This window comes from Microbacterium paraoxydans, assembly GCF_020524545.1.
Taxonomy (GTDB): Bacteria; Actinomycetota; Actinomycetes; order Actinomycetales; family Microbacteriaceae; genus Microbacterium; species Microbacterium paraoxydans_C.
Genome location: NZ_JAIVLG010000002.1, coordinates 660,567 through 679,894 on the forward strand (window position 1 = coordinate 660,567; position 19,328 = coordinate 679,894).

The 19,328-nt window shown below is 67.4% G+C and carries 18 protein-coding genes; 15 read left to right on the plus strand and 3 right to left on the minus strand.

The annotated features are described in order from the left end of the window. The first annotated feature begins 175 nt into the window (after nucleotides 1-175). The 5 genes from LC041_RS07760 to LC041_RS07780 all read left to right on the plus strand — a co-directional run bounded on the left by LC041_RS07760 (nucleotide 176) and on the right by LC041_RS07780 (nucleotide 6,017). Nucleotides 176-1,810 carry a peptide ABC transporter substrate-binding protein gene (locus LC041_RS07760; RefSeq protein WP_226532526.1) on the plus strand — a complete coding sequence of 545 codons (1,635 nt, stop codon included), beginning with the start codon at nucleotides 176-178 and terminating at the stop codon, nucleotides 1,808-1,810. A 101-nt stretch (nucleotides 1,811-1,911) separates the two neighbouring features. Then, a complete protein-coding gene (locus LC041_RS07765) occupies nucleotides 1,912-2,838 on the plus strand; it encodes an ABC transporter permease (RefSeq protein ID WP_226532527.1) in 927 nt (308 codons plus the stop codon). Then, entirely contained in the window at nucleotides 2,831-3,775 is a 945-nt protein-coding gene (locus tag LC041_RS07770) for an ABC transporter permease (RefSeq protein WP_226532528.1), read from the plus strand. The genes LC041_RS07765 and LC041_RS07770 overlap by 8 nt, the downstream gene beginning before the upstream one ends. Beyond that, on the plus strand, nucleotides 3,772-5,451 hold the full coding sequence (locus LC041_RS07775) for a dipeptide ABC transporter ATP-binding protein (protein ID WP_226532529.1): 1,680 nt from the start codon (nucleotides 3,772-3,774) through the stop codon (nucleotides 5,449-5,451). The genes LC041_RS07770 and LC041_RS07775 overlap by 4 nt, the downstream gene beginning before the upstream one ends. Further along, nucleotides 5,448-6,017, plus strand: a complete 570-nt coding sequence (locus LC041_RS07780) for a PH domain-containing protein (protein ID WP_226532530.1) — start codon at nucleotides 5,448-5,450, stop codon at nucleotides 6,015-6,017. The genes LC041_RS07775 and LC041_RS07780 overlap by 4 nt, the downstream gene beginning before the upstream one ends. 5 nt (nucleotides 6,018-6,022) lie before the next feature. On the opposite strand, the gene LC041_RS07785 is transcribed toward LC041_RS07780, so the two are convergent. Further along, on the minus strand, nucleotides 6,023-6,829 hold the full coding sequence (locus LC041_RS07785) for a CPBP family intramembrane glutamic endopeptidase (protein ID WP_226532531.1): 807 nt from the start codon (nucleotides 6,827-6,829) through the stop codon (nucleotides 6,023-6,025). Between the two features lie 102 nt (nucleotides 6,830-6,931). On the opposite strand from LC041_RS07785, the gene typA reads away from it, so the two are divergent. The 4 genes from typA to LC041_RS07805 all read left to right on the plus strand — a co-directional run bounded on the left by typA (nucleotide 6,932) and on the right by LC041_RS07805 (nucleotide 12,628). Further along, nucleotides 6,932-8,845, plus strand: coding sequence for a translational GTPase TypA (gene typA, locus LC041_RS07790; protein WP_226532532.1), 1,914 nt, complete (start codon nucleotides 6,932-6,934; stop codon nucleotides 8,843-8,845). Nucleotides 8,846-9,033: 188 nt separating this feature from the next. Next, the gene (locus tag LC041_RS07795) at nucleotides 9,034-9,930 is read left to right on the plus strand and encodes a phospholipase (RefSeq protein ID WP_226532533.1); all 897 of its coding nucleotides are present in this window, start codon (nucleotides 9,034-9,036) and stop codon (nucleotides 9,928-9,930) included. 62 nt (nucleotides 9,931-9,992) lie between these two features. After that, nucleotides 9,993-11,003 (plus strand): glutaminase A, encoded by a 1,011-nt coding sequence (gene glsA / locus LC041_RS07800; RefSeq protein WP_226532534.1) that lies wholly within the window; start codon nucleotides 9,993-9,995, stop codon nucleotides 11,001-11,003. Beyond that, nucleotides 11,000-12,628: an MFS transporter gene (locus LC041_RS07805; protein WP_226532535.1), complete on the plus strand. Its 1,629-nt coding sequence runs from the start codon at nucleotides 11,000-11,002 to the stop codon at nucleotides 12,626-12,628. Before glsA ends, LC041_RS07805 begins: the two co-directional genes overlap by 4 nt. Before the next feature lie 3 nt (nucleotides 12,629-12,631). Here LC041_RS07805 and LC041_RS07810 read toward each other — a convergent pair whose 3' ends face one another. Further along, entirely contained in the window at nucleotides 12,632-13,180 is a 549-nt protein-coding gene (locus LC041_RS07810; RefSeq protein ID WP_226532536.1) for a helix-turn-helix domain-containing protein, read from the minus strand. 104 nt (nucleotides 13,181-13,284) lie between these two features. On the opposite strand from LC041_RS07810, the gene LC041_RS07815 reads away from it, so the two are divergent. The 6 genes from LC041_RS07815 (at nucleotide 13,285) to LC041_RS07840 (ending at nucleotide 17,705) form a co-directional block, all read left to right on the plus strand. Next, the gene (locus LC041_RS07815; RefSeq protein ID WP_226532537.1) at nucleotides 13,285-14,004 is read left to right on the plus strand and encodes an AzlC family ABC transporter permease; all 720 of its coding nucleotides are present in this window, start codon (nucleotides 13,285-13,287) and stop codon (nucleotides 14,002-14,004) included. Further along, nucleotides 14,001-14,315: an AzlD domain-containing protein gene (locus LC041_RS07820; protein ID WP_226532538.1), complete on the plus strand. Its 315-nt coding sequence runs from the start codon at nucleotides 14,001-14,003 to the stop codon at nucleotides 14,313-14,315. The genes LC041_RS07815 and LC041_RS07820 overlap by 4 nt, the downstream gene beginning before the upstream one ends. Nucleotides 14,316-14,361: 46 nt before the next feature. Beyond that, nucleotides 14,362-14,772, plus strand: a complete 411-nt coding sequence (locus tag LC041_RS07825; RefSeq protein ID WP_226532539.1) for a histidinol dehydrogenase — start codon at nucleotides 14,362-14,364, stop codon at nucleotides 14,770-14,772. 9 nt (nucleotides 14,773-14,781) lie between these two features. Then, a complete protein-coding gene (gene fdxA, locus LC041_RS07830; protein ID WP_131491902.1) occupies nucleotides 14,782-15,102 on the plus strand; it encodes a ferredoxin in 321 nt (106 codons plus the stop codon). Between the two features lie 9 nt (nucleotides 15,103-15,111). After that, a complete protein-coding gene (dapC, locus tag LC041_RS07835) occupies nucleotides 15,112-16,224 on the plus strand; it encodes a succinyldiaminopimelate transaminase (RefSeq protein ID WP_226532540.1) in 1,113 nt (370 codons plus the stop codon). Between the two features lie 140 nt (nucleotides 16,225-16,364). Further along, a complete protein-coding gene (locus LC041_RS07840; protein ID WP_264188995.1) occupies nucleotides 16,365-17,705 on the plus strand; it encodes a citrate synthase in 1,341 nt (446 codons plus the stop codon). A 134-nt stretch (nucleotides 17,706-17,839) separates the two neighbouring features. Here the strand turns inward: LC041_RS07840 and LC041_RS07845 are convergent, their stop codons facing one another. Continuing rightward, nucleotides 17,840-19,210 carry a DEAD/DEAH box helicase gene (locus LC041_RS07845; protein ID WP_226532541.1) on the minus strand — a complete coding sequence of 457 codons (1,371 nt, stop codon included), beginning with the start codon at nucleotides 19,208-19,210 and terminating at the stop codon, nucleotides 17,840-17,842. Nucleotides 19,211-19,328: the final 118 nt, after the last annotated feature.

Here is a 19,328-nt window from a genome sequence, read left to right on the forward strand (position 1 = left end):
GGGTGCGGCACCGCCTTCGTGTCTGCGGGTGTTTCGGCGATATTACGGATGATCACCACTCAGTAACGGTTCGTTAGCTGAGCGCGGCGGAGGCGGAGGGCCGGGTTACGCTCAGGTATCCCTGCTCGCTCGATGGTGAGTGTGCAGAATTCCCACGTCCACAGGAGGACACAAAGTGAAGCGCAACAAGATCGCCCTCGCGGGCGTCGCGCTGTTCGCGGTCGGCGCTCTGTCGCTCGCGGGCTGCGCAAGCGGATCCGGCAACAACGGTGACGGAGGCAACGGGTCGAACGCCGATCCCGACGCCATCATCACCACGAACGGCTCCGAGCCCGAGAACCCGCTCATCCCGACCAACACCAATGAGGTAGGCGGCGGAAAGATCCTCGACGAGATCTTCGCGGGTCTGGTCTACTACGACGCCGACGGCGAGCCGGTCAACGACATGGCCGAGGAGATCACCACTGAAGACCCCCAGCACCTCACCGTGAAGCTGAAGGAGGGACAGACCTTCACCAACGGTGAAGAGGTCACCGCCGACAACTTCATCAAGGCGTGGAACGAGGGTGCGAAGGCGTCCAACGCGCACCTCTCGAGCTACTTCTTCGAGGACATCGAGGGCTTCAGCTACGACGAGGACTCCGAGCTCACCGGTCTGGAGCAGGTGGACGACTACACGTTCACGATCGCGCTCAACAAGCCGGCCTCGGACTTCGCGCTGCGTCTGGGCTACTCGGCCTACTACCCGCTTCCCGATGTCGCTTTCGAGGACATGGACGCGTTCGGTCAGAACCCCATCGGCAACGGCCCGTACATGATCGACGGCGAAGACGCATGGCAGCACGACGTGCAGATCGACCTCGTCCGCAACGACGACTACGAGGGCGGACGCAAGCCGGCCAACGGTGGTCTGACGATCAAGTTCTACGCGACGCAGGAAGCCTCCTACGCCGACCTGCAGGGCAATGACGTCGATGTGATCGACCAGATCCCGACCAGCTCGCTGCCCGTCTTCCAGGACGAGCTCGGGGACCGGGCCGTCAACCAGCCCTCGGCTGTCTTCCAGTCGTTCACCATCGGCCAGTTCCTCCCGCACTTCAGCGGCGAGGAGGGCAAGCTGCGTCGTCAGGCGCTGTCGATGGCGATCAACCGTGAAGAGATCACCGAGACGATCTTCTCCGGCACCCGCACCCCGGCGGCGGACTTCACGTCCCCGGTCATCGCGGGCTGGTCCGACTCGATCCCCGGCAACGAGGTGCTCAGCTACGACCCCGAGAAGGCCAAGGAACTCTGGGCCGAGGCCGACGCCATCGCTCCGTGGGAGGGTGACTTCAAGATCGCCTACAACTCCGACGGCGGACACGACGCCTGGGTCGACGCGGTGAGCAACAGCATCAAGAACACGCTCGGCATCGAGGCGTCGGGCGACCCGTACCCGACCTTCCAGGACCTGCGCACCAAGATCAACGACCGCACCATCACCACGGCGGCGCGTTCGGGTTGGCAGGCCGACTACCCGGGTCTGTACAACTTCCTCGGACCGCTCTACGCGACGGGTGCCGGCTCTAACGACGGTGACTACTCGAACCCCGAGTTCGACGCCCTCATCTCGGCGGGCATCAGCAACCCCGACCCCGACGCGCAGCTCGAGGACTTCACCAAGGCTCAGGAGATCCTGTTCCAGGACCTGCCTGCGATCCCGCTGTGGTACTCGAACGTGACCGGTGGGTTCAGCGAGAACGTCGACAACGTGACGTTCGGCTGGAACTCGGTCCCGCTGTACTACGAGATCACGAAGGCCGGCGAGTAAAGTCTGACGGCACTTCACCCATGAGGCGGTGACGATTCTTCGTCACCGCCTCATGGGCTGTGTTCGCCTCGCTTTCTTTGCCCTCAAGAAGGGACAAGCGGATGCTCGGTTACATTCTGAGACGTCTTCTGCAGGTGATCCCGGTCTTCTTCGGAGCCACCCTGCTCATCTATTTCCTCGTGTTCGCCATGCCCGGCGATCCGATCCTCGCTCTGTTCGGCGACAAGACCCCGAACCCGGCGGTCATCGAACAGCTGCGTGCGCAATACCACCTGGACCAGCCGTTCCTCGTGCAGTACTGGTACTACATCACCGGTGTGTTCCAGGGAGATCTCGGAACCACGTACTCCGGACGGCCCGTCTCCGCGGTTCTCGCTGCGACACTTCCTGTGACGGGGCGCCTGGCCGTCATGGCGATCGGCATCGAGTTCTTCCTCGCGATCGTCATCGGTACGGTCTCGGCTCTGCGTAAGGGCAAGCTCTTCGACAACGTCTCGCTCGTGGTGGCGCTCGTGGCGATCGCGATCCCGATCTTCGTCGTCGCCTTCCTCGCCCAGTACTTCCTGGCGATCCAACTCGGCTGGTTCAAACCGACCGTCGGCGCGGACAACGACTGGGGCGGTCTGTGGCTTCCGGCGATCGTTCTGGGGTTCAGCCTCTACGCGGTCAGCATGCGCCTGATGCGCAGCTCCGTCATCGACACACTCAACCAGGACTGGGTGCGCACCGCCTACAGCAAGGGTCTGTCGCGTAATCGCGTGCTCCCTGTGCACGTGTTGCGGAACTCGCTGATCCCTGTGATCACCAACTCCGCCACCAACTTCGGTGTGCTGCTCGTCGGCGCGACCGTGACAGAGGGCATCTTCAACGTCCCGGGCGTAGGAAACACGCTGTTCCAAGCGATTCAGCGCGGTGAGGGTCCGACCGTCGTCTCGTTCGTGACGGTGTTCGTGATCCTCTACGTGCTGGTCAACCTTGTCATCGACCTGCTCTACGGTCTGCTCGACCCGAGGATTCGCTATGCCTGATCCCACTTCTCAGAAGCACTACGTCGCTCCCGTCGAGACGGAATCCGTCAACGTCGACGCCGTGCGCATCGCCGACAAGCCCAGCAACCTGTGGCGTGACGCCTGGCGCGACCTGCGCAAGCGCCCGCTGTTCTGGTTCTCCGTGGTCCTGGCGCTCGTCTTCCTGTTGATGGCGCTGTGGCCCACACTGTTCACGCAGGTGCCGCCGAACAGCGACTGCCACCTGTCGGACAGCAACGGCGGCCCGACCGAGGGCCACCCGCTGGGCTTCACCTTCCAGGGCTGCGACATCTACTCCCGTATCGTCTGGGGGTCGCAGACGTCGCTCGCGGTCGGTCTGATCGCCACAGTGATCGCCTCGGTCCTCGGACTCATCATGGGGGCGCTCGCGGGGTTCTACGGAGGGTGGCTCGACTCGGTGCTCTCGCGCATCGGTGACATCTTCTTCGCGATCCCCTACATCCTGGCCGCCGTGGTCGTGATGACCGTCTTCCGGGACTCCCGCTCCGTCTGGACGCTCGCCTTCGCTATCGGTGGGTTCGCCTGGGCCTCCACAGCCCGTGTGGTCCGCGCGGAAGTGCTGAGGGTCCGGCAGGCCGACTTCGTGATGGCGTCGCAGGCCGTGGGGCAGTCGAAGTTCCGCATCCTGGTGAGCCACGTCATCCCGAACGCGCTCGCGCCGCTGCTCGTGGTCTCGACTCTCGGTCTCGCTGCCGCGATCGTGGCTGAGGCGACCCTGTCGTACCTCGGCGTCGGTCTCGGCAGCAACACCATGTCGTGGGGCCTCGATATCGGCAAGGCACAGGCATCCCTGCGCGTCGCTCCGATGGCGCTCATCTATCCGTCGATCGCGCTCACCCTGGCGGTGCTCGCGTTCGTGACCCTGGGTGAGCTCATCCGAGACGCCCTCGACCCGAAGGCGAGGGCTCGGCGATGAGCGAACGCACTCCCGACCAGGTGCCCCTGTTGAGCGTTCGCGACCTGAAGGTCGCCTTCCGCACGCAGGAGGGGCTTCGTGAAGTCCTCCACGGTGTCAGCTTCGACGTGCTTCCGGGCGAAACCGTCGCGATCGTGGGGGAGTCGGGTTCCGGCAAGTCCACGACTGCCACGGCGATCATCGACCTGTTGGCTGGTACGGGGCAGGTGACGGGTGGTTCGATCACCCTCGACGGTCGTGAGCTCACCACGCTCAGCCGTCGAGAGATGGAAGCAGTTCGTGGTCGCGACATCGGATTCGTGCCGCAGGACCCGATGTCGAGCCTGAACCCGGTGTGGAGCATCGGCTTCCAGGTCAAGGAGGCCGTCCGCGCCAACGGCATCGCCCAGGGTCGCGCCGCCGTGAAGGCGCGCACCGTCGAGGTGCTGCAGCAGGCAGGCCTGGCCGATGCCGAGCGTCGACTGCACCAGTATCCCCACCAGTTCTCCGGCGGGATGCGTCAGCGCGCGCTGATCGGGATCGGTCTCGCGGCCGATCCGAAGCTGCTCATCGCCGATGAGCCGACGTCGGCGCTCGACGTGACGGTGCAGCGGGTGATCCTGGATCACATGGCCTCCCTCACGCAGGACAAGGGCACATCGGTTCTGCTGATCACCCACGACCTCGGCCTCGCCGCCGAACGCGCGGAGAAGATCATCGTGATGAACGGCGGCAACATCGTCGAGGCGGGCCCGAGCCGGCAGATCCTCGAGGATCCGCAGCATCCGTACACGAAGCGGCTGGTCGCTGCGGCGCCGAGTGTGGCATCGAAGCGAATCCAGGCCGTGGTCACGGATCGTGGCATCGAGACGCGCGAGGACCTTGCGGCGATCCCGCCGACGGTTCGAGTCGCCGGGCTGACCAAGGACTACAAGATCCGTCAGGGGAACTTCCGCAGCGAAGCCTTCCGTGCGGTGGATGACGTGTCCTTCGAGATTCCGCGCGGCAAGACGCTCGCGCTCGTGGGTGAGTCCGGTTCCGGCAAGTCGACCGTCGCGAAGATGGTGCTCAAGCTGGAGGATCCGACCAGCGGCACGATCGAGATCGACGGCCAGGACGTGTCGAACCTGTCGCGCGCGCAGGCGTTCGGCCTTCGCCGACGCATGCAGCCCGTGTTCCAGGATCCGTACGGCTCGCTCGATCCGCTCCGCAACATCGGCAACACGATCGCCGAGCCGATGCAGATCCACGGCGTCGGTGACAAGGCGTCGCAACGTGCGCGCGTGAAAGAGCTGCTGGAGCAGGTCGCCCTGCCGCAGGCGCTCGCCAGTCGCTACGCCAACGAGCTCTCGGGCGGACAGCGCCAGCGTGTGGCGATCGCCAGGGCGCTCGCGCTCAAGCCCGACATCATCGTCCTCGATGAGGCGGTGTCGGCGCTCGATGTGCTGGTGCAGGACCAGATCCTGAAGCTCCTGGCAGACCTGCAGTCCGAGTTGGGCCTCACGTATCTGTTCATCACTCACGACCTGGCCGTGGTCCGCGTCTCGAGCGACCTGGTGTGTGTCATGGAGAAGGGGAAGATCGTCGAGCAGGGAACCGTCGACGAGATCTTCGCGAATCCGCAGGAGGAGTACACGGAGCGCCTCCTTCAGGCGATCCCGGGTGCGTCCCTCACGCTCGGAGGCGCCGGAGCGTGACCTCGTCGCAACAACCCGAGGGCGCGCGCACCTACCGCGCGCCCTCGGGCGTGGTCGTCCTCGTCTTCAGCGCTCTCCTGGCTTTGTTCCTGCTCGGCGACACCGCCGTTCGGGGAAGCTGGGAGCAGATGCTGCTCGTCGCTCCGTGGGTGCTGCTCGCCTTGTGGATCGTGTACGAGATCAGTTACGTCTCCCATGTCCGCGTGGATGCCGATGGGGTTGTCGTCCAGAACATGCTGCGTCGCACGAGCTTCGACTGGGCGCGGGTGCGCGACATCGACCTGCGCTGGCAGCTGCTGTTCTCGCTGGACGACGGGCGTGAACTCAACTGCTACGGCGGCCCCGCGCGCGCCCGGCCTCCTCGCCCCGGTCGCGGAGAAGAGGCCGAGCCCAAGCCGTCATCCGGTTTCCAGGCTCTCACGGACATCCGCGACCTCTGGGATGCTGCACCCTCGTCCGACGCTCCGATCCGACGTGAATGGGATCGACCGGCGGTCGTCGCGCTCGCGGTGATCGCGGTCTGGGCGGTCGCAGCGATCTTCCTCGCCGGTTCCGCCGCGGTCTGATCGACTCAGCCGGGGAGCCCGAACAGTGCGGGCCACATCGCAGCCGCCCAGGGGTAGCCGACGAAGGCGGCGGCGTCGATCACGAAGTGTGCGACCAGGAAGGGCAGGAGGCGTCCGCTGCGCTGATACAGCCAGCCGAAGAGCAGGCCCATCGCGAGGTTGCCGAGGAACGCCGGATACCCCTGGTAGAGGTGGTAGCTCGCGCGCAGCACCGACGTCGAGACGATGATCGTCCACGGGCGCCAGCCGAGCTGGCGGAGCCGGGCGAAGAGATAGCCGAGCAGGACGAACTCCTCCTGCAGCGATGCGCGCGCCGCGGCCAGCAGCAGGACGGGAACGGTCCACCAATACGCGTCGATCCCCGCGGGGTCGATGGCCACGGTGAGTCCCAGAGCCCGTCCGGCGAGGTAGAGCCCGAGGCCGGGGATGCCGATCGCCAGGACGAGCAGGATGCCGCGGCCCACATCGCGTCCTGGCCCGGTGCCGTCCAGGCCCAGCCGCGCCAGATGCGGCCGCCGGGACTGCCAGAGCAGGAAGCACACCAGCACCACCGGGACGAGGGAGAAGCCGATCGCGAGCACCTGGTAGATGAGGTCGAAGATCTCGCGGTCGCTCCGGGAGGGGTTCAGCTTCGCGACCTGATCGGCGATCGGGATCTCATCCGTGAGCCGGTAGGCGAGCTGAACGATCGCGTACACGGCGGACTGACCGAGTCCGAGCGCCAGGACGATCCCGATCTCCCACCACAGTCGTGCGCGAGACGGGGCGGGGGAGAGGTCGGGGAGCTCCCACGGAGCCTGCGGTCTGGTCACGATCTCGATGCTACGACCTGCTTTCAGGAACAAGCTCTGTGCTTGCGTTATCCTGGAACGTCGGCTTCCCGGCACAAACCCCCCACCGTTTAGGACACCTGCATGGCGCACGCCCTTCGCTCTGACCTCCGCAACGTCGCGATCGTCGCGCACGTCGACCACGGCAAGACCACCCTCGTCGACGCCATGCTGCGTCAGACGGGCTCCTTCGGTGAACACGCCCACGTCGATGAACGTGCCATGGACTCGAACGACCTGGAGCGTGAGAAGGGCATCACGATCCTCGCCAAGAACACGGCGATCACCTACAAGGGCAAGCACGCCGGCGGCGAGGAGATCACGATCAACGTGATCGACACGCCGGGTCACGCCGACTTCGGCGGCGAGGTCGAGCGCGGCCTGTCGATGGTCGACGGCGTCGTGCTGCTCGTCGACGCGAGTGAGGGCCCGCTGCCGCAGACCCGCTTCGTGCTTCGCAAGGCGCTCGAGGCCAAGCTCCCCGTGATCCTCCTGGTCAACAAGACCGATCGCCCCGACGCCCGCATCGCCGAGGTCGAGGAGGAGGCACACGACCTGCTCCTGGGCCTCGCCTCCGACCTGGTCGACGATGTGCCCGACCTCGATGTCGACGCACTGCTCGACGTGCCGGTGGTCTACGCCTCCGGTCGCGCCGGTGCCGCATCGCAGAACCGTCCCGCCGACGGCTCGCTGCCGGACAACGACGACCTCGAGCCGCTGTTCGAGGCGATCCTCGAGCACGTTCCCGCTCCCGAGTACGACGACGAGCACCCGCTGCAGGCCTGGGTCACGAACCTCGATTCCAGCCCCTTCCTCGGTCGCCTCGCGCTGCTTCGCGTCTTCAACGGCACGCTCAAGAAGGGCCAGACCGTGGCCTGGGTCCGGGCCGACGGCACCACCAGCAACGCGCGCATCACGGAGCTCCTGAAGACCCGTGCTCTCGAGCGCTACCCGGCCGACTCCGCCGGTCCCGGCGACATCGTCGCCATCGCCGGCTTCGAGAACATCACGATCGGTGAGACCATCGCCGACCCCGAGGACGTGCGTCCGCTGCCGGCCATCACGGTCGACGACCCCGCCATCTCGATGACGATCGGCACCAACACCTCGCCGCTGATGGGCAAGGTCAAGGGGCACAAGCTCACCGCGCGCATGGTCAAGGACCGTCTCGACAAGGAGCTGATCGGCAACGTCTCGCTCAAGGTGGTCGACATCGGGCGTCCGGACGCCTGGGAGGTGCAGGGCCGCGGAGAGCTTGCCCTCGCCATCCTCGTCGAGAACATGCGTCGCGAGGGCTTCGAGCTCACGGTCGGCAAGCCGCAGGTGGTCACGAAGAAGATCGACGGCAAGACCTACGAGCCTTTCGAGCATCTCACCATCGACACCCCGGAAGAGCACCTCGGAGCGATCACCCAGCTGCTTGCGAACCGCAAGGGTCGCATGGAGAACATGACCAACCACGGCACGGGCTGGGTGCGGATGGAGTTCATCGTCCCCTCGCGCGGCCTGATCGGATTCCGCAGCGAGTTCCTCACCACGACGCGCGGCACCGGCATCGCCAACGCGATCTCGCACGGTTACGAGCCGTGGGCCGGGCAGATCACGACGCGTCAGAACGGCTCGATCGTCGCTGACCGCCAGGGTGTCGTCACCCCGTTCGCCATGATCGCCCTCCAGGAGCGCATGTCCTTCTTCGTGCAGCCCACTCAGGAGGTCTACGAGGGCATGGTTATCGGTGAGAACTCGCGTGCCGACGACATGGACGTGAACATCACCAAGGAGAAGAAGCTCACCAACATGCGCTCGGCCACGGCCGACAACTTCGAGTCGATGACGCCGCCGCGCATCCTCACGCTCGAGGAGAGCCTCGAGTTCGCGCGCGACGACGAATGCGTCGAGGTCACGCCCGAGTCGGTGCGCATCCGCAAGGTGATCCTCGACCAGACGATCCGCGGCCGCGAGGCATCCCGCTTGAAGCGTCAGGACGCCAACGCCTGAGACATCTGGAGCACGCTCCCGAGGGCCCTGCGAGCACCGATACGGTGCTCGCAGGGCCCTCTTTCATGAAAATCCCAGGTGGGGGCAAGTTTTCACTCAGACTGATGATGCAGAATCGTTGACTTGCGCCCGGGGTGACCTCCCGATGAGCCCCCTGCAGAGGCGTACGACCACCCGAAAGTCGACCCATGCTTCAGAAGACCCGTGCGCTTCGGCGCGCCTCCGCGGCGGCATCCGCCCGCGCGGCGATCCACGCCCGCCGTCCCATGACCATCCTCGCGACGACCGCGGCCACCCTCGTCGGGATCACGCTCAGCGTGGGCCTTGCCTCCGCACCTGCGGTCGGTGCCACCGTCTCCGACGCCGCGGCAGCGGTGGGTGCGACCTTCGTCGGCGCCGAGCCGCTGACCTCGATCGACCAGGACGCCAAGGAGACCCTCGCGGCGGCGCAAGGCGCCGTGCTGGCGGCCGAGACCCTCGGCGACGAGGTGACCGCATCGGGACTCGACGTCGGCGCCGTCACGGCAGTCGACACGGCCGCGCTCGAAGACGGCATCGACCGGCTGTCCGACCGCGGTCTGATGCCCGTGCTCCTGGTCGGCATCCTCTCCGACGAGGTGCAGGCCGCGACCGCCCAGGTCGCCTCCGCCACGACCGACCTCCGGCAAGCGCTGACCACGGCACAGGAGAAGCACGCCGCAGAGGAAGCCGCGCGTATCGCGGCAGAGCAGGCCGCGGCCGCACAACGCGCCGCAGAAGCCCTCGCGGCAGCCAACACCGTCGAGGGCGCCAAGGCGACGGCGCGACAGCTGATGGCCAGTCAGTACGGCTGGGGTGAGGGGGAGTTCTCCTGCCTGGAGTCGCTGTGGAACAAGGAGTCGGGCTGGAACTATCAGGCGTACAACGCAGACGGAGGTGCCACCGGTATCCCGCAGGCGCTGCCCGGCAGCAAGATGGCCTCGGCGGGGGCCGACTGGCAGACCAGTGCAGCCACGCAGATCGCCTGGGGCCTGGGCTACATCGCTTCGGCGTACGGGAGCCCCTGCAGCGCCTGGTCGCACTCGCAGGCGATGAACTGGTACTGATCGGCACGGGAGCGCTACGGTGACAGTGACGCCGGGAGGCGTCGCTGATTCCAGGAGGGCAGATGCTCGATCCGGCCGCGTGGCTCGACGTTCCGCAGGAGGTGTCGACCGGCGGGCTCCCCGGGTGGGACCGCGTCGAGGAGATCGTCCACGCCGCGCACGCGCGATACGCCACGGAGAGCTCCGGACGTGTGGCCGACTACATCCCGGTGCTGGCTGAGGCCGACCCTGAGCTCTTCGGGCTCGCCGTCATCGAGGTCGGCGGCGGGCTGCACGATGCGGGTGATGCGCAGCATCCGTTCTCGATTCAATCGATCTCGAAGATGTTCGTCTACGCCCTGGCGATCCAGGAGCACGGACACGAGCGCGTGCGCGAGATCATCGGGGTCAACAACACCGGTCTGGCGTTCAACTCGGTCGTCGCGCTCGAGCTCAACGGCGGGCATCCGATGAATCCGATGGTCAACGCCGGTGCGATCGCGACCACCGCACTGATCTCGGGGGACACCGAAGCCGAGCGCTGGGATCGGGTGCGAGAAGGGCTGTCGGCCTTCGCCGGACGCCCGCTGGCACTCGACGACGTCGTCTACCGCTCCGAAGCCGAGACCAACGACCGCAATCGCGCTTTCGGGCGCCTGTTGCGCAGCTATGGTCGCCTCGACGGCGACCCCGACGCGATCGTCGACACCTACACGCGCCAGTGCGCGGTGAGCGTGACGGCGCACGACCTCGCTGTCATGGGCGCGACGCTCGCCGATGGCGGAGTGAACCCCGTGACGGGGGAGCGGGTCGTCTCGGCAGAGGTCTGCCGCGACACGCTCGCGGTCGTCGCCTCGACCGGGCTGTACGAACGGTCCGGCGACTGGCTCTTCGAGATCGGACTCCCCGCGAAGTCGGGAGTATCGGGCGGGATCGTCGCCATCGCGCCGGGCAAGGGCGCCGCCGCCGGCTTCTCGCCGCGCCTCGACGAGGCAGGCAACTCCGTGCGGTCGCAGATGGCGATCGGCCACCTGTCCCGCGCACTCGGCCTCAACCTCTTCGCATCCGCCGTCGCACCCCGGGAGATCCCATGACGCACGCAGAGCAGGTAGCAACGAAGACGTCGTGGCTGCCGATGGTGAGCCTGTTCCTCGCGCAGGTGCTGATGTCGTTCAACGTCGCGGCGCTCCCCATCTCGCTCGGCGGTATGGTGAGCGAGTTCGGGGTGCCGCCAACGGTGGCCAGTACGACGATCGTGATGTACGGTCTCGCGGTCGCCGCGCTCGTGATGACCGGTGCCAAACTCGGTCAGCGTGTGGGGTGGGTGCTGATCTTCCGCGTCGTGATCGCCCTGTTCGCCGGTTCCGCCGTGATGATGCTGTTCGCCCCGACGGTGTGGTGGGCGATCGCAGGGCAGGCGGTGGCCGGAGCGGCGGCCGCCATCATCGTCCCCTCGATCGTCGCCCTGATCGCCGAGAACTACCGCGGTTCCCAGCAGGCCACGGCGATCGGCGCGATCGGCTCGGCACGCGCGATCTCGGGCGTCAGCGCGTTCCTGATCGGCGGCACGCTCGGCACTCTGGTGGGCTGGCGGCCGATGTTCATCATCGTCCTGGGCATCGCCGTGGTGGTCTTCGCATTGAGCTTCACGCTGCGCGGCGATCGCGGCGACGCGTCCATCCGCATCGACCTGGTCGCCTCGCTCCTCATCGGTGCGGCGATCGTGCTGCTCACGCTCGGCTTCAACAACCTGAACGGCTGGGGAGCCCTCGCGGCGACCGAGGCTGCGCCGTTCAGCATCCTGGGGCTGTCGCCGGCTCCGGTCTTCATCATCCTCGGCATCGTGCTCGGGCAGGCGTTCTTCCTCTGGACCAGGAAGCGGATGGCCGACGGCAAGGTTCCCCTGATCGATCTCAGCGTCCTCGGGTCGGGGCGGGAGCGGGCGGCCGTGTACGCGATGTTCATCGTGGTCGCGCTCGAGGCGTGCGTGAACTTCACGATCCCGCTGTACATCCAGATCGTCCAGGGGCGGACGCCGTTCGACACCTCGATGGCGATGATGCCGTTCAACCTCACGGTCTTCATCACCGCCACGCTCGTGGTGCGGTTCTACAAGCGCTACCCACCGCGGACGATCGGCGTTTTCGGGTTCATCCTCACGACGGCCGCGCTCGTGTGGCTCTCCGTGGTCGTGAACAACAACTGGGAGACGCTGCCGACGATCCTGGGACTCGTCGTCTTCGGCGTCGGCCAGGGCGCGCTGGTGACCCTGGTGTTCAACGTGCTCGTGACTGCGGCGCCCGCCGAGCTGGCCGGAGACGTCGGATCCCTCCGAGGCACGACGCAGAACCTCGCCTCCGCCGTCGGAACAGCTCTCGCCGGCGCGCTGCTGGTAACCCTGCTCTCCGTCAGCGTCGGGCGAGCGGTGATCGAGCATCCCGAGATCCCGCCGTCGCTGGTGGCGCAGGTCGACATGGACAACGTGAACTTCATCAGCAACGACGACCTGCGTGCGGCGCTAGAGGCCACGGATGCCACGCCGGACCAGGTCGATGCCGCTGTGGCTGTGAATGAGGACTCGCGCCTCGGGACGCTCAAACTCGGTCTGCTCATCCTCGCCGGGGTCAGTGCTCTCGCGATCCTGCCCGCGTCGCGTCTGCCGCAGTACCGGCCGCACGAGATCCCCGATCCCTCCCCGGCCGGCGGGGCGGACGACTGAGGATCAGCGCAGCTCCGAGATGAGGACGGCGCTGGTGCGCGGCGTCGTCGCCTCGAAGATGTGCGGCGCATCGCCGGCGTAGGTGAGGTAGTCGCCGGGGTGGAGGACCACGGGTTCGTCCGCGGGTCCGACCCGCGCCTCTCCCGCGACCAGGATCACGTGCTCGATCGTGCCGGGGTGGTGGGGGTCCGACAGGCGAGGGTCCCCCGGATCCGCCTGGATCAGGTAGACGTCCCTGCGCGCACCCGGAGGGCTGGCCGATAGCAGAGTCGCGCTGTAGGCCGCGGCCGAGGACGGCACCCCCGCGAGGTCGTCAGCACGGATCAGGGTCGGGGCGTTCGCCTGCTGGTCGACGAGCACAGCGAACGGCACGCCGAGTGCGACGCCGAGTGCCCACAGCGTCTCGACGCTGGGGTTGCCCGAACCGCTTTCGAGCTGGGAGACCGTCGCCTTGGACACTCCGGCTCTTCGGGCGAGCTCGGAGACCGACAGGCTCGCGGACTCCCGTTCGCGGCGCAGGGTGCGGGCGATGCGTGTGCGGAGATCCTCCATGTGTTCATCATGTCAAACGTTCGTTCGCTTGACTATGCGTCTCCTCGTGTTCAGAATTATGGACATGCGTTCATTGAAGCGAACACCGCGAGGCGACCGGCGTCATGACCGCGGAGCGTGAGGTCTGGCGCGAGGCGCTCGGCGTCGTGCTCGCGACCAGCGCATACGGGATCTCCTTCGGCGCCCTGGCCGTGGCATCCGGGCTGGACGTCTGGCAGACCTGCGTCCTGAGTCTGCTGATGTTCACCGGTGGCTCGCAGTTCGCGTTCGTGGGCGTCTTCACGGCCGGCGGCCTCGCGGCCCTGCCCTCGGCGATCGCGTCGGCGGCTCTTCTCGGAGTGCGCAACGTGGCCTACGGGATGCGTATGTCGCCGATCGTCGGGGGCGGCCCCGGGCGCAAGGCGGTGGCCGCGCACTTCACGATCGATGAGTCGACCGCGGTCGCGATCTCGCAGAGCGATCCGCGGCTGCGTCAGATCGGCTTCTGGGTGACCGGGATCGGCATCTTCGCCGGCTGGAACATCACCACCCTCGTCGGAGCGCTCGTGGGCGACGTGCTGGGGGACCCGAAAGCGTGGGGGCTGGATGCCGCCGCCGCTGCGGCGTTCCTCGCGCTGCTGTGGCCCCGACTTCGGCAGCGGCAGGCCGTCGCGGTCGGGGTGGCTGCCGCCGTGGTCGCCGCCGCGTTCACACCTTTCCTGATGCCGGGTCTCCCGGTCCTCGTCGCGGCCGTCGTCGCGATAGCGGTCGGCTGGTTCAACTGGCTCGGGCGACCGGCATCCGTGACGGAAGGGCCGCTGGATGACTCGGAGGCTTTCTCGTGACACTCTGGAGTGCGATCCTCCTCGCCGCCGTGATCTGTCTCGCGTTGAAGGCGGCCGGCTATCTGGTGCCGTCCTCGGTGCTCGAAGCGCCCCGTGTCGCCCGGATCTCCGACCTGCTGACCGTGGCTCTCCTCGCGGCGCTCGTCGCCGTGCAGACGCTCGGTGACGGTCAAGCCATCACCGTCGATGCCCGCGTGCCCGCCTTGCTGGTCGCCGGAGGGCTTCTGTGGCTGCGGCAGTCGTTCCTCGTCGTCGTGGCCGCTGCTGCCGCGGTGGCGGCTCTCTTGCGCGTCTTCGGCCTCGCGGTGTGATTCCCGGAGCTCGTCGGTGCACCGCTCGCGCCGGTAAGCTCGACGGGTGCGCGTGAGCTGGGTGTCGAGAACGTTGTCCTGGGTGGCTGCGGCCCTGGTGGGCGGCGTCTACGGCGTTGCGGGCACCATCGCCCACAGTGTGATGTGGGGTCCGATCCCGATCGGGCTCATCGTCGCCGCCATAGCGTGCGCCGCGATCCTGGTCGCCGTGCGTGCGCTCACTCACGATAGGGGAGCAGCCGTCGCCGCCGGCCTGGGGATGATCGGGATGCTGGTGCTGATCTCCGGTGTGGGCCCCGGCGGATCCGTGGTCGTGCCGGATTCGCTCAGTGGCCAGATCTGGACGTACGTGGTCGCGGGGATCGTGCTTCTGGTCATCGCCTGGCCGTCCTTCTCGCGGGTCCCTGTGCGCACCGAGGCGCCCGCCGCGCAGGAATCCGAGTCGCGTGAGTCGTAGACTGGAGCGGTGACGTATGTGATCGCCCTCCCGTGCGTCGATGTCAAGGACCGAGCCTGCATCGACGAGTGCCCCGTTGACTGCATCTACGAGGGCGAACGCTCGCTGTACATCCACCCGGACGAGTGCGTGGACTGTGGTGCGTGTGAACCGGTGTGCCCCGTGGAAGCCATCTACTACGAGGACGACCTGCCCGATGAGTGGCAGGACTACTACAAGGCCAATGTCGAGTTCTTCGACGAGATCGGCTCTCCCGGAGGCGCGGCGAAGGTCGGCGTCTACGCGTTCGACCACCCGATCGTCGCCGCGCTCCCGCCGCAGGGCGAGTAGGCGCGCGCTGTGAGCGTCCGCGACCTCGCCGACTACCCCTGGGACGCCGTCGTCCCGTTCCGCGAGCGTGCAGCCCGGCACCCGGACGGGATCGTGGATCTCTCCATCGGCTCGCCGGTGGACCCGACCCCCGACATCATCCGGCGCGCTCTGGCCGATGCGACCGATGCCCATGCCTATCCGCAGACGGTCGGCACGCCGACCCTGCGCGAGGCGATCGTGGAATGGTACGCGCGGCGACGCGGCGTGCCCGACCTCCGGGTCGACAACGTGCTGCCCACGATCGGCTCCAAGGAGTTCGTCGCGTTGCTGCCCACCCTGCTCGGATTGGGGGAGGGCGACATCGTGGTGCACCCCCGTGTCGCCTATCCGACCTACGAGGTCGGCGCCCGTGTCGTCGGCGCCACACCGCACCCCGCCGATGATCCTGCGGACTGGCCGGAGGGCACCAAGCTCGTCTGGATAAACACGCCCGGCAACCCGGACGGGCGCACGTGGACCGTCGACGAGCTCGCCGCCGCCGTGGCACGCGCCCGCGAGCTCGGCGCCGTGCTCGCGAGTGACGAGTGCTACGCCGAACTCGGCTGGGACGGCGAATGGGCCACCTCGCCGATTCCGTCGATCCTCGACCCGAGGGTGACGGGTGGCAGTCGCTCGAACCTGCTCAGCGTGTACTCGCTCAGCAAGCAGTCCAACCTCGCCGGCTACCGTGCCGCGTTCGTCGCCGGCTGTGCCCGCGTGGTCGGCGACCTCCTGACGGCGCGCAAGCATCTCGGTCTGATGCCGCCCGCTCCGGTGCAGCACGCCATGGCGGTGGCGCTCGGCGACGACGCGCATGTCGCGGCGCAGAAGGAGCTCTATCGCACCCGGCGCGATGCGCTGCGTCCCGCCCTGGTGGCCGCGGGGTTCCGCATCGATGGTTCGGAGGCCGGACTGTACCTGTGGGCGACCGAGGAACGGGATGCATGGGAGTCACTGGAACGGCTCGCTGATCTGGGTATCCTCGCGGGGCCGGGGCCGTTCTACGGTGCCGACGCCGCGCAGCACGTTCGCCTCGCGCTCACCGCACCGACCGAGCGCATCCTCGAGGCTGCACGACGCCTCACTGTCGAAGCTCTGTAGGTTATCCCCTTGAAGTAGCCGTCTGTTTGGCGGATGTCACAGTAGGCCAGAGTGCCTACTAGGCTGTAAAAGCGATTCGGTCGTGACCCGACCTGGCGCTTCAGCGCCGTGAGATCGCCAGTTCCGACTTGATCAAGATCATGTCCGACACCACCGCGACGAGCGGGGACGGACACCAGGAGGAGGTCCGCGTGAGTGCAGCGGCAGACCAGACGGCGAAGCTGACGATCGGTGAGACGACCGCCGAATTCCCGGTACTGCGCGGCACGGCGGGGCACGACAGCATCGACTTCTCGACGCTGACCCGTCAGACCGGCTACACCGGCCTCGACTACGGCTTCGTGAACACCGCGTCGACGAAGTCCGAGATCACCTTCATCGACGGCGACAAGGGCATCCTCCGCTATCGCGGGTACCCGATCGAACAGTTGGCGGGATCGACCAGCTACCTCGAGGTCGCGTGGCTCTTGATCTACGGCGAGCTGCCCTCGGCGTCCGAGCTCGCGGAGTTCGACGAGAAGATCCGTCGCCACACTCTGCTGCACGAAGACCTCAAGCGCTTCTTCTCCGCACTTCCGCATACGGCGCACCCGATGTCGGTGCTGTCTTCGGCGGTCGCGGCGCTCTCGACCTATTACGAAGGTCAGACCGACCCGCACAACCCCGAGCATGTCGAGCTGAACATGGTCCGCATGCTCGCCAAGCTTCCGGTGATCGCGGCGTATGCGCACAAGAAGAGCGTCGGCCAGGCCTTCCTGTACCCCGACAACTCGCTGAGCTTCGTGGACAACTTCCTGAAGCTGAACTTCGGCGTGCACAGCGAGGAGTACGAGGTCAACCCGGTGATGTCGAAGGCTCTCGAGCTCCTCCTCATCCTGCACGAAGACCACGAGCAGAACGCCTCGACCTCGACCGTCCGCCTCGTGGGGTCGACCGGAGCGAACCAGTTCGCGTCGATCTCCGCCGGCATCCAAGCTCTCTCCGGCCCCCTCCACGGCGGTGCGAACGAGGCCGTGCTGACCATGCTCGGGCAGATCCGTGACTCCGGTCAGAGCGTGTCGCGCTTCGTCGAGCGGGTGAAGAACAAGGAAGAGGGCGTGAAGCTGATGGGCTTCGGGCACCGGGTCTACAAGAACTACGATCCGCGCGCCAAGCTCGTCAAGGACGCCGCCGATGAGGTGCTGTCGTCGCTGGGCGTCACCGACCCCCTTCTCGACCTGGCCAAGGAACTCGAGGAGCTCGCGCTCGCTGACGACTACTTCCGCGAGCGTCGGCTGTACCCGAACGTCGACTTCTACACGGGCGTGATCTACAAGGCGATGGGCTTCCCGACGCGGATGTTCACGGTGCTCTTCGCGATCGGACGTCTGCCCGGCTGGCTCGCGCAGTGGCGCGAGCTGCAGCTCGACCCGCAGACCAAGATCGGCCGCCCGCAGCAGCTGTACACGGGATCGTCGGAGCGCTCTTTCCCGACCCGCTGAGCCATCGGCCGCGCCCGGCCGTAAGCAGTCGAGGCCCCCTCTGCCCACCGACGCCCCCTCGCAATGACGACTGTCAGTGGGGGCGTCGACGTGCTGAGGGGGCCTCGACGTGAAAGGGGGCGGAGCGGGACGCGTCAGCGCCCCCGGCCGCCGCCCTGACGGGACTGACCGCTCTGGGTGGAGTAGCCGCTGCCCTGGCCGCCACTGGAGCGGGGACGGCGGCGCCGACGCGACGGCGGGTTGGCGGCCCCGTTCCGCTCGCCGCTCGCGGGACGCTGCTTGGAGGACTGACGCTGCTGCTGCTGCGCCGGCTGGACCGGGGCCGGTCGCACGTGCGGTGCGCGCTCGGGGACGAGGGCGGTGACGGCCGCCGCGGTCACGTCCTCCAGCTGTGCGCTGATCGCAGCCTTGCGCAGCAGGTCCTTGACGTCACGACGCTGGTCGGGCAGGACCACGGTCACGACCGTCCCGGCTGCTCCCGCGCGTGCCGTGCGACCGGAGCGGTGCAGGTACGCCTTGTGCTCGACGGGCGGGTCCACGTGCACGACGAGGTCCACATTGTCCACGTGCACACCGCGCGCGGCGACATCGGTCGCGACGAGCACGCGCACGCCACCGTCCTCCGGGGCGGCGGAGAACGCGCCGAGATTGCGCTCGCGGGCGTTCTGCGAAAGGTTGCCGTGCAGGTCGACCGCGGGGATGCCTGCGGCGGTGAGCTGCTTCGCGAGCTTCTTGGCCTGGTGCTTGGTTCGGGTGAAGAGGATGCGACGGCCCGTGCCCGATGCGAGGTCGCGCACGAGCGCGGTCTTGTTGTCGGTCGAGTCGACCACGAGCACGCGGTGGGTCATCTCGCCGACGGGCACGCTGTCCTCGTCGACTTCGTGGCTGACTGCGTTCGAGAGGAAGCGGCGGGCCAGAGTGTCGATCCCACGGTCGAGCGTCGCGCTGAACAGCAGGCGCTGGCCGCCCGCGGGGGTAGCGGTGAGGATGCGGGTGACGCCGGGGAGGAAGCCGAGGTCTGCCATGTGGTCGGCCTCGTCCAGCACGGTGACCTCGATCGCGCTGAGACGCACGACCTGCTGCTTCATGAGGTCTTCGAGTCGACCGGGACAGGCGACCACGATGTCGACGCCGCCGCGCAGTGCCTGCTCCTGCGGGCGCTGGCTGACACCGCCGAAGACGGTCGTGACACGAAGACCTGCGGCTTCGGCGAGAGGCGCGATGGTCGCGGCGATCTGGGTCGCGAGCTCACGGGTCGGAGCGAGGACGAGTCCGCGCGGGAGGCCTGCGCGGCGCTGACCTCCGGACGCCGCGAGGCGCGCGACGAGCGGGAGGGCGAAGGCGATGGTCTTGCCGCTTCCCGTGCGGCCGCGGCCCAGGAGGTCGCGTCCGGCGAGCGAATCGGGGAGGGTGTCGCGCTGGATGGCGAACGCCTCGGTCTTGCCGGAGGCGGCGAGAACATCGGCGAGCTCGGCGGGAACGCCGAGTTCAAGGAAAGTAGACATGCAGAAACTCCGTCAGCGCACGAGTGAACGGCGCGAGATAGGGGGTGAGGTGGGCGACGGCGCAGGAATTGCGCATCGATTCGCCGTTCGAAAGGCCAGCTCGTGCTGGTGATGGGAG

Bases quoted from the DNA above. Each gene is read 5' to 3' on its own strand.
- LC041_RS07840 (WP_264188995.1), top strand. From the start codon at position 16,365: ATGTCCGACACCACCGCGACGAGCGGGGACGGACACCAGGAGGAGGTC.
- LC041_RS07775 (WP_226532529.1), top strand. From the start codon at position 3,772: ATGAGCGAACGCACTCCCGACCAGGTGCCCCTGTTGAGCGTTCGCGAC.
- LC041_RS07765 (WP_226532527.1), top strand. From the start codon at position 1,912: ATGCTCGGTTACATTCTGAGACGTCTTCTGCAGGTGATCCCGGTCTTC.
- LC041_RS07805 (WP_226532535.1), top strand. From the start codon at position 11,000: ATGACGCACGCAGAGCAGGTAGCAACGAAGACGTCGTGGCTGCCGATG.
- glsA (WP_226532534.1), top strand. From the start codon at position 9,993: ATGCTCGATCCGGCCGCGTGGCTCGACGTTCCGCAGGAGGTGTCGACC.
- LC041_RS07770 (WP_226532528.1), top strand. From the start codon at position 2,831: ATGCCTGATCCCACTTCTCAGAAGCACTACGTCGCTCCCGTCGAGACG.
- LC041_RS07815 (WP_226532537.1), top strand. From the start codon at position 13,285: ATGACCGCGGAGCGTGAGGTCTGGCGCGAGGCGCTCGGCGTCGTGCTC.
- typA (WP_226532532.1), top strand. From the start codon at position 6,932: ATGGCGCACGCCCTTCGCTCTGACCTCCGCAACGTCGCGATCGTCGCG.
- LC041_RS07845 (WP_226532541.1), bottom strand. From the start codon at position 19,210: ATGTCTACTTTCCTTGAACTCGGCGTTCCCGCCGAGCTCGCCGATGTT.
- LC041_RS07795 (WP_226532533.1), top strand. From the start codon at position 9,034: ATGCTTCAGAAGACCCGTGCGCTTCGGCGCGCCTCCGCGGCGGCATCC.
- LC041_RS07810 (WP_226532536.1), bottom strand. From the start codon at position 13,180: ATGGAGGATCTCCGCACACGCATCGCCCGCACCCTGCGCCGCGAACGG.